Source organism: Pseudoalteromonas sp. 3D05 (assembly GCF_002723455.1).
Lineage (GTDB): Bacteria > Pseudomonadota > Gammaproteobacteria > Enterobacterales > Alteromonadaceae > Pseudoalteromonas.
Window position 1 is genome coordinate 37,741 of record NZ_PDUS01000010.1, and the last position, 8,941, is coordinate 46,681.

The following is an 8,941-nucleotide window of genomic DNA, read 5'->3' on the forward strand; positions in this document are numbered from 1 at the left end:
CTCGCACATTAAAGTTATGGTATAACATTATTGAAAACTGCATGCGATGATGTTACATTATATCACAACATATAAATCAACTGATGTAGTCATTATGAACCGTTATTCACTGCTTTCTGGCGCAATTATTACTGCGCTGAGCTCTTATTCTGCACATGCTGCTATTATAAATGGTCACGTTGTTGACACTAATAATCAACCAATTGCCAACGCTGATGTTCATATTCATGGCAAAGCACAATCAATAAAAACTGATTCAAATGGTAAGTTTAGTATCGATATTGATGCAAAAAGCCAGTTACACATCAGTAAAAATAATTTTATTGATGCACGTCTTGCTGTCGATGAAGATAGTCAAAAAATCAATGTTACGTTAACCCCTACCTCAGTAGAAACGGTTGTTGTGTATGCTTCTGCTCTTCACAAAAATAGCCTTGAAATGATTTCACCTGTGAATGTTTTAGCCGATGATGAACTAAAAAACAAAGCAAAGCCGACTTTAGGCGAAACACTCAAAGGCTTACCTGGTGTTAATGCAAGCTACTTTGGACCTGTTTCATCAAGCCCAATTATTCGTGGTTTAGATGGACCGCGCGTTAAAATTACACAAAATGGTTTAGACAGCAGCGATGCTTCTCGTATCGGCCCAGATCACGCTACATCAAACGATAGCCTGTCGGCAGAACAAATCGAAGTACTTAGAGGACCGGCTACCCTTTTATATGGCTCAGGCGCAATAGGTGGTGTCGTGAATGTGGTCGATAATAGGATCCCTACAGATAACATCGATCAGTTTACAGGTGCTGTGCAATACAACCATGACTCTGTTTCGAATGCTAATACATATGCAGCAAAGTTAGAAACTGGTCATGAAAACTTTAACTTTCACTTTGATGGCACAAAAAGAATGGGGGATGATTACCAAACACCTCGATTTGAGCTACCAGAAGAAGGCCATGAAGAGCATCATGAGCATGAAGAACATGAAGAACATGAAGAACATGAAGAACATGAAGAACATGAAGAACATGAAGAACATGCTCATGAAACAGCAACATCTGTTGAAAATACTTTTATTGATAGTCAAACCGTTAACTTTGGTACTAGCTATGTAGGTGAGCATTTCACTGTGGGTATGTCATATGGTCGAATTGAAACAGATTATGGTATACCAGCACATGAGCATCATGGCCATGAGCATGAAAATGAGGAAAGTGAAGAAGAAGCAGTTTACGCGCGCGTTGAACAAGATCGCTGGCAAGGCCTAATGAGTTATGCACTTCATAATAACTGGATTGAAACCATAAACCTTCGTTTAGGCTACACAGATTATAGCCATGCCGAAATCGAAGATGGTACAATTGGTACCATCTTTAGTAATGAAACCACTGAAGCACGCTTTAATATTGAACATAAGCTTGGCAACTGGCACGGTATAGCTGGCTACCACTTTAGTGAGTCTGACTATGATGCCAATGGTGAAGAAGCTTTCACCCCTGCAAGTAAAACAACTACCAATGCCCTATTTATTCTTGAAGAACAAATGATTGGTGATGTCACTGTAGAATTAGGCGCTCGTGTAGAAGATTATAATATTGATAGTAATATTACATCTCATGACCATGACCATGACCATGACCACGATGAAGGTGAAGAACACCATGATGAAATGGAAGAAGATCATGATGAAGTAACTGCCTATAGCAAAAGCTTTACTAACTTAAGTGCCTCTGCTGGTGCTATTTGGCAATACACACCGGGCCACAGTGTTTCCTTAAGTATTTCACATTCACAGCGAGCACCACTTTCGGCTGAGTTACTTTCTAATGGGCTTCACATTGCAACTGGCACCTACGAGCTTGGCTTAGGCTATGTAATAGAGGATGGCGAAGCACATTTTGAGCCTGAAGATATTAAGCAAGAAACAGCTAACAATTTTGATTTGAGCTTTAGGCAATTCAGTGGTGACTTTGGTTATACCGTTAACTTTTTTTACAATGATATTAAAAACTTTTACTATCAAAAAAATACAGGTTTAACCTTCGACGAAGAACATGGCTTTGAAGAAGGCCAAACAGATCACGAGCACGAAGATGCACTTGCTGTTTATCAATTTGTTAGTCAAGATGCTGAACTTTATGGTGTTGAGTTTGACGCCCATTATCAAGTTAACAGCAATGCCATGGTAAAGGTATTTGGTGATTCAACAACCGCTAAGCTCAAAGATGAGAATTTACCTCGTATACCTGCAAATAAGCTTGGCTCTGAGTTGCAATATACACTTAATGATTGGCAGTTCACACTAACGGGCACTCATTACTTTGAACAAAATGATATTACTCAGTATGAGACTAAAACACATAGCTACTCGCTCTTTGATGCACAAGCTAACTACCAACTGAGTGTTGGGCAAATAGATACACAGCTTTATATTAACGTTGATAACATCACCGATGAACTTGGCTTTGTGCACAGTTCATTTATTAAAGAAAAAGCGCCGTTACCAGGTCGTAACTTTAGTATTGGTGTACGCGGTTACTTTTAACCCATTTTACGATTAACTCAGTTTTGGGTTAATCAAAAATTAAGCATAAAAAAACCACTCTTAAATAATTAAGAGTGGTTTTTTATTATGAGCATTAAACGCTCATAAAAAAGCTATTAAAGAATAGCGTGTAACTCAACATCAAATACAAGAGTTGAGAAAGGTGCGATTGCAGCACCAGCACCACGTTCACCATAAGCAAGCTCATGAGGAACATAGATACGCCATTTAGTGCCAACAGGCATCATTTGCAACGCTTCAGTCCAACCTTTGATAACACCGCCAACTGGGAATTCAGCAGGTTGACCGCGCTCGTATGAGCTATCAAAAACTGTACCATTGATAAGTGTACCATGGTAATCAACACGTACTGTAGATTCAGCTGTTGGCTTTTCGCCTTCACCCGTTGCTAGTACTTCATATTGAAGACCAGACTCAGTGACAGTGATTTCTGGGCGCTTTGCATTTTCTTCTAAGAATGCGATACCTTCAGCAGAAAGTACTTTTGATTCTTCTTCACGACGAGCTTGAATTTCAGCATTGATTTTTTCGAATGCAGCTTGGATCTCAGGGATCTCAACTTGGAATTCACCGCCTGCATAAGCATCTTTCATGCCTTCAAATACTGAATTTAAGTTTAGGCCTTCAAAAGGGTTCGCTTTAAGTTGCTCACCCATTTGTAAGCCAATACCGTAACTTGCTTTTTCAGCATCTGTAGTAAAATTATCTGACATAATGTGTTTCACGTTTTTATGTACCAGCTTAGTGTGCACTGATACCAGTTAAAAGACGCGTCTATGCTAACATAAATAAAAACGATTTTGGGGCTAGTTTTTATTGAGTTTTCGCTTAATTAGGGTCATTACAAAGGTAAAGACAGGCAAGCTGATTAATATTCCCGCAAGCAGTTCTTGGCTTAATAAAGCGTGCGTACCGACAAACAAAATAGGCACTACAATCAACCCAACAACACCGATTATTAAAGCACCAATAACAGGCCAATAGGTATCATATTTTGTAATTAAGTGGGCACTTAATACATTAAAACCCAAGCAATAAAGTAAAGACGTAATCAAAGGCTGATCTGGCTGAGCATCCAAAGCCATTTTGACCAGTAAATTAATTGCGCTGTGATAGCAATATGCAAACACAACCCACAATAAACTGTGTTTTAAGATCCGTTGAAATGTATTTAATTGACGAGGCTCTGACATACTAAACTCCAGATAGCAAAAAGCCGCCCAAAAGGCGGCTTTTCAAATATGGTGGAGAGATAGGGATTTGAACCCTAGAGGGGCTACAAACCCCTGCCGGTTTTCAAGACCGGTGCATTCGACCACTCTGCCATCTCTCCGTACGGCGCGAATAATAGGCCTAAGCAGAACAGTTGTAAACCCCTAAAAGTAAAATAAATAGTAATTAAACAGGTTGAGGATAAAATTCAATCAATAATATTGTTTAGGCCGTTTAGCTATCCATGAACACAATAAACACACTAATAGACTCAGTGTTGCAAAACTTAAACATTGAAATATTAAATCGAAACGGCTTAAGTTATCGCTAGGCATTATAACAAGTACAAACGCAGGCAAAATACTTAACATCAAAACGTAGCAACACACTTTAAAAGCGCGTCCAAAATCAAAGCGTTTGCTGCGCTGCATCCACCAAGTCAGAACCACAAGAATTGATATAGACGCAATCGCGACTAAGTGAGGTGTTTGCGTATTAAATGCAGTATATAAAGTGAGCACTGCGCCCACTACACCCCAAAGGGACCACGTTAGCCATTGTTCTTTTTCACGTAAAAATAAATTTCCCATTGTTCTCGTCTTCTTTGTTGTTTTTGTTAAGACGCTCCATACAGTAGCAAATAACAACAGATTAAAAAACAGACTGTGAAGAAAAATACTTTCTGTGTCCTTACATTTCTTACAGTGAGCAGTAGTAAGTAGTTTAATAACTGCGACCTTAATCTAATCTGACTAAGCAAAGAAGGTAAAGTTCAATTTGTCTATTATAAATATGTAAAAAACTGTTCTGGCTTATGTTTAGCTGATTTCTTACACTCTACAGCGGGCGTACCTAAATATAAATACCCGACTATTTCGTCTTGCTCTGTTAGCTCTAACGCCTCTTTCACGCCTTCACTTTGTGCAAAATACCCTGTGCGCCACACTCCTCCAAGGCCTTGAGCAAAAGCAGCTTGTTGCATAGCAAGCACTGCACATCCTGCACTTTGAACTTGCTCAATACGCGGAACTTTAGGGTGCTGTTTATATTTTGCGATAGCAATAATTAACATTGGCGCTCTAAAAGGTAACTCTTTTGCTCTGTTAATTACTTTCTCTTCTTGTTGCTCAGAAATAGCACTTTGATAATAGATTTCGCCTAAACGGTTTCGTCCTTCTCCAGTCACAACAATGAACTGCCACGGAGCGATACATCCATGATCAGGTACTCTTAATGCCGCTTGCTTAATAATTTCAAGCTGCTCATCAGTAGGCGCAGGTTCAACTAAACGAGGATCAGATTGCCTCGTTAATAAAAGCTCTATAGCATCCATAATTTTTCTCGTCTAAAAGAATACAGCATATCATCTATTGCTAATGCCTAGAAAGGGTGTTGTATTTTAATAACCTAGACCTTTGACTAATCCCATCTTGTTCACGCTTGCTTTACTCTAAGGGCTCAATATTTAGTGCTTTATAAAAAGCCGTATTTAAGTTTGAACAAGCGCAATGTTCATGTTGCCGGAGAAGTTATGACAACATCACAGCAAGATACTATTCCACAAAAAGAAAACCTTGGAGACACACAAAATAACGTGTCTGCTAGCTACGAAAGCTTACATAAACCCAGTTCACAATTTACTACTCGCGACGAGTACCTAGAACACGAATTACAAATAATGCAGCCCAAGCGTTGGCGGCCTAATCTTCCATTTAGAGATTACCGTTTTGAATTTGAAGACACCATCCCAGCAATGGCAGGCACTATTGGTAAAGTCGTTATGGTAGGCGCTATTGCCGCTACATTTGCTGCACCACTTGGTTTAAGCGATGCATTTGTTCTTGAAAATGTCCGCTATGAATTGTTAATTGTCGCCCTATTTATTATTTTATTTTCTGGCTTTATATTGCCTACAGCCAACTTGGCCGGTACGCATGGCCCATTAATTCCACTTATTCCGATTGTAGTTGCTGCGGGTGGCCACCCAATGGCATTTGGACTATTAATAGGTGCTTTTGGTTTTATCCTTGCTATCAGTAAAGGTGGTAGTTTACTCGCACGTTTAACCAGTAAAGGCGTATGTGGCGGCCTGCTGCTTTATCTTGGTTTTATCGGCACATTATCCCAAGTCAAAAAGTTATTTGCATGGGCTGAAAGCATTAACATGAGCCATATTGCATTTATTGTTATTCTTACCACTATATTACTTTATGCACTTTTAGAACATTTTAAAAAGCGTTGGTTAGCAGTGCCATTGAGTTGCATTATTGGCGGAGTCACTGCATTTGCCCTAGGTGCGCCATTTGAATTTAAAACTGCACCAGGCTTACCTAACATGAACCCAATGTATTGGTGGGGCGAAAACACAGGTTGGATGCTCGGTTTACCGACACTGGAAAGTTTTGTAGTTGTGCTACCGTTTGCAATTTTAGCTGTAGCAATGTGGTCACCGGATTTTTTAGGGCACCAAGTTTTTCAAAAAATAAGCTACCCTCAACGCACTGAAAAAGTACAAATGAATATTGATGATACAATGCTCAGTGCTTCCGTCAGGCAAACATTTGGTTCTATTTTAGGCGGCTCTAACTTTACCTCATCATGGGGTACTTATATTGTTCCTGCCGCTATTGCAAAACGACCCATTCCCGCTGGCGCAATTTTAACAGCTCTATTTTGTATTATAGCTGGCGTATGGGGTTATCCGATGGATTTAGCAATTTGGCAACCCGTATTGTGCGTTGCTTTAATTGTCGGCGTATTTATTCCACTGCTCGAGGCTGGAATGGAAATGACCCGAGAAGGTAAGACAACCCAATCAGCAGCTATTGTGGTATTTGCATCTTCTTTAGTAAACCCTGCTTTTGGTTGGTCGCTCACTATGTTACTTGATAATTTAGGCCTTATAGGGTGTAAAGAGCGAAGTGCAGATTTAACACCTATGAGCCGCTGGAAAATTCCATTATTTATGTTTGTACTTTTAACGAGTGTGATGGCTATGGTAGGCATGCTACCTGGTATTCCTGCTCTTTTAAGTGATTTTAGACACTAAATACAAAAAGCAGCAAGGTAAACTTGCTGCTTAATAACTGCATTAGTAAGCAATTAACCGCAACCCTATTAGTACCAACATAACAAAATTAGCGACCACACCTACTAAAAAGAAGTAACTTCGTGGACTTGGGTTCTTTTCTGTAGCAATCACATAATAAAGCGTCATATGAATCAAGCGTGAGATTACATAAACCCACATACACATAGCAAATATTCCACTGTGATAACCCATTGTGAAAGCAAACAATACACTGCCTAAAAACAGGGCACTATTTTCGAGTGTATTATGGAACGTTCTGTGCGCTCTAAAAACAAAGCTTTCATGGCTTAAATCAGCATCAAGTTTACCAGGCACTGCGTTCTCTTGGCTTGCCTTACTAAAAGTAGCAACAGCCCACTGTACGAAAACCATAATCAAATAGATGTAAAGTGCAAAATATGCAGATAAAGCAAGTTCAGTCATTGTCGTTCCTATTATTTTTGAGGTAAACAATATGAGCAAAAAACAAGCCAAGCATAACCCATTGAATAATAACAACTTTAAAATGAAAGAGTTTTTTCAGTGTAAATAGTTACCTTCAACCTATAAAATCTACATGAGGTTAAACCCTATTTAATCACTGAAAGTTGCACCTCTAAACTGATAATATTCATGCAAAGCTTTGGGGACAGATACGTAAGGGTTTTCATTGTGACCAGCGCCCTCACTATAACTAAACTTCCACGTTATAGTGTGCTCTTTATTTTGCTCTAGTGCGGCTAACAAGCCTTTAAATGACCCTGTGATGATTGGGTTTTCATCTGCACCTAGACTTAAGTATAGAAAGATTTCTGACTGATTGAGTGCTGATAGACTTTTAGCAAACTCATTTACCACAACACTATCGTCGTACCACGCCGCCGGGCTAAAGGCAAAATAACCATCAAACAGCGCAGGCTTTGTACTCAATGTGTACAACACAAAACTACCGCCTGCTGAAAATCCAGTTAAAATACGATTATCATTTAAGCTGTAATTAGCCTCTAAAAAAGGCAGTAACTCTTTTTCAATAAATGATAGAAATACATCGGCTCGACCAAATATTGCAGGGTCATTTTCAAACGCTGGTCGAGCTCCAATACTAACCTCTTTACGGGCGTATGGCGGAACCAAATCGCGATTACGGGTATCTGTCCAAAATTGATTTGGCAATGCAACTAAGATTGACTCCTCTACTATGCCTTGCTCAGCATATATAGTTAACGTGTTATGCCAACGGCTAAGGTTGAAGTTACCGTCCGTTTTTATAATTAATGGGTAAGTTTTACTAGGATCATAATTGGCTGGTAGTCGAATGAAAAACTTTCTGTGTTCATCTAGCAGCTCAGAATATAAGGTATGATCTTCAAACTCAGATGCGCTATTTTTTAAATAAGCACGGGTGGTTAGACCCAATGCCATCACAACGATGCACCCAAGGGTTATAAAAAATACTTTGTGTTTAAGCGCCATGTTGAGTTCCATTTTAAATTTAATAATTAATAGGGTCTGTTGCCCTTTCAAGGTTTAATTTGCAGCAGTCTGTTTGGTATTTAGGCAATGCAGCGCCAATGTGTTGTGGTTATTAGGCGAAAACGCAGCATCAATGCCAAACAGGCGCTGCCCTTCAGGCTCTGCCTTGGGCCGATTTACTCTTTGTTGCCTACATGGATGATGGTAAGGGGCGTGAGCAGGATGCGCAAGCTTTGCTCGGTTTTGACTTAGCCCACTAGGTTACAAGCCTCGCGCCGTGATTAAATCCCTCCTAGTTTGAACAAATTTCAATCCGCAAAGGTCAACGGACCCTAAGTTAAAACATTAACTTAGTCATGTGAATAGCAGTGTTTTATAAAAGTGTAAGCAAACATGTACTTACGCCTGAAGGAGAAAATGCAATGAAGCCCGCTGCTTCATTGCTTTGTTTTTACCCAAACCACCTCAAGATGCAAAATTCAGCGTTTCAGGGGCTTAATATCAAGGCGTTACTTTGCAAGCCCCCTTTTTAAGAAGGAACAGCGATGAGAGTAAGTGCCTGTGAAGCGCCCAATGGGTTGGTTTAAAAGCGACTTATACTGCGTTATTGATTTTAACAA

Annotated in this window: 8 protein-coding genes and 1 tRNA gene; 2 read left to right on the plus strand and 7 right to left on the minus strand. The window is 39.6% G+C overall.

All coding sequences use genetic code 11. From position 1 onward, the window contains the following. Positions 1–94: 94 nt before the first annotated feature. Positions 95–2,545 (plus strand): TonB-dependent receptor, encoded by a 2,451-nt coding sequence (locus tag CSC79_RS11470; protein ID WP_099296016.1) that lies wholly within the window; start codon positions 95–97, stop codon positions 2,543–2,545. Between the two features lie 116 nt (positions 2,546–2,661). Here CSC79_RS11470 and CSC79_RS11475 read toward each other — a convergent pair whose 3' ends face one another. The 5 genes from CSC79_RS11475 to CSC79_RS11495 all read right to left on the minus strand — a co-directional run bounded on the left by CSC79_RS11475 (position 2,662) and on the right by CSC79_RS11495 (position 5,111). Beyond that, complete coding sequence (locus tag CSC79_RS11475; RefSeq protein ID WP_099295949.1) at positions 2,662–3,279, minus strand: FKBP-type peptidyl-prolyl cis-trans isomerase; 618 nt, start codon at positions 3,277–3,279, stop codon at positions 2,662–2,664. A gap of 93 nt (positions 3,280–3,372) precedes the next feature. After that, on the minus strand, positions 3,373–3,759 hold the full coding sequence (locus tag CSC79_RS11480; protein WP_180270421.1) for a hypothetical protein: 387 nt from the start codon (positions 3,757–3,759) through the stop codon (positions 3,373–3,375). 49 nt (positions 3,760–3,808) lie between these two features. Beyond that, positions 3,809–3,899 (minus strand) — tRNA-Ser (locus tag CSC79_RS11485). A 91-nt stretch (positions 3,900–3,990) separates the two neighbouring features. After that, positions 3,991–4,368, minus strand: coding sequence for a hypothetical protein (locus CSC79_RS11490; protein WP_099295950.1), 378 nt, complete (start codon positions 4,366–4,368; stop codon positions 3,991–3,993). 194 nt (positions 4,369–4,562) lie between these two features. After that, entirely contained in the window at positions 4,563–5,111 is a 549-nt protein-coding gene (locus tag CSC79_RS11495; RefSeq protein WP_099295951.1) for an NAD(P)H nitroreductase, read from the minus strand. Between the two features lie 198 nt (positions 5,112–5,309). Between CSC79_RS11495 and CSC79_RS11500 the strand changes: the two genes are divergently transcribed. After that, complete coding sequence (locus CSC79_RS11500) at positions 5,310–6,827, plus strand: DUF3360 family protein (RefSeq protein ID WP_237114008.1); 1,518 nt, start codon at positions 5,310–5,312, stop codon at positions 6,825–6,827. A gap of 42 nt (positions 6,828–6,869) precedes the next feature. Here the strand turns inward: CSC79_RS11500 and CSC79_RS11505 are convergent, their stop codons facing one another. Both CSC79_RS11505 and CSC79_RS11510 read right to left on the minus strand, forming a co-directional pair. Then, positions 6,870–7,292 (minus strand): MAPEG family protein, encoded by a 423-nt coding sequence (locus CSC79_RS11505; RefSeq protein ID WP_099295952.1) that lies wholly within the window; start codon positions 7,290–7,292, stop codon positions 6,870–6,872. A gap of 150 nt (positions 7,293–7,442) precedes the next feature. Further along, complete coding sequence (locus tag CSC79_RS11510) at positions 7,443–8,321, minus strand: alpha/beta hydrolase-fold protein (protein WP_099295953.1); 879 nt, start codon at positions 8,319–8,321, stop codon at positions 7,443–7,445. Positions 8,322–8,941 lie beyond the last annotated feature (620 nt).

What these genes read in the sequence shown, in the direction of transcription:
- CSC79_RS11500 (WP_237114008.1), top strand. Translation starts at nt 5,310, where the DNA reads ATGACAACATCACAGCAAGATACTATTCCACAAAAAGAAAACCTTGGA.
- CSC79_RS11495 (WP_099295951.1), bottom strand. Translation starts at nt 5,111, where the DNA reads ATGGATGCTATAGAGCTTTTATTAACGAGGCAATCTGATCCTCGTTTA.
- CSC79_RS11490 (WP_099295950.1), bottom strand. Translation starts at nt 4,368, where the DNA reads ATGGGAAATTTATTTTTACGTGAAAAAGAACAATGGCTAACGTGGTCC.
- CSC79_RS11475 (WP_099295949.1), bottom strand. Translation starts at nt 3,279, where the DNA reads ATGTCAGATAATTTTACTACAGATGCTGAAAAAGCAAGTTACGGTATT.
- CSC79_RS11510 (WP_099295953.1), bottom strand. Translation starts at nt 8,321, where the DNA reads ATGGCGCTTAAACACAAAGTATTTTTTATAACCCTTGGGTGCATCGTT.
- CSC79_RS11505 (WP_099295952.1), bottom strand. Translation starts at nt 7,292, where the DNA reads ATGACTGAACTTGCTTTATCTGCATATTTTGCACTTTACATCTATTTG.
- CSC79_RS11480 (WP_180270421.1), bottom strand. Translation starts at nt 3,759, where the DNA reads ATGTCAGAGCCTCGTCAATTAAATACATTTCAACGGATCTTAAAACAC.
- CSC79_RS11470 (WP_099296016.1), top strand. Translation starts at nt 95, where the DNA reads ATGAACCGTTATTCACTGCTTTCTGGCGCAATTATTACTGCGCTGAGC.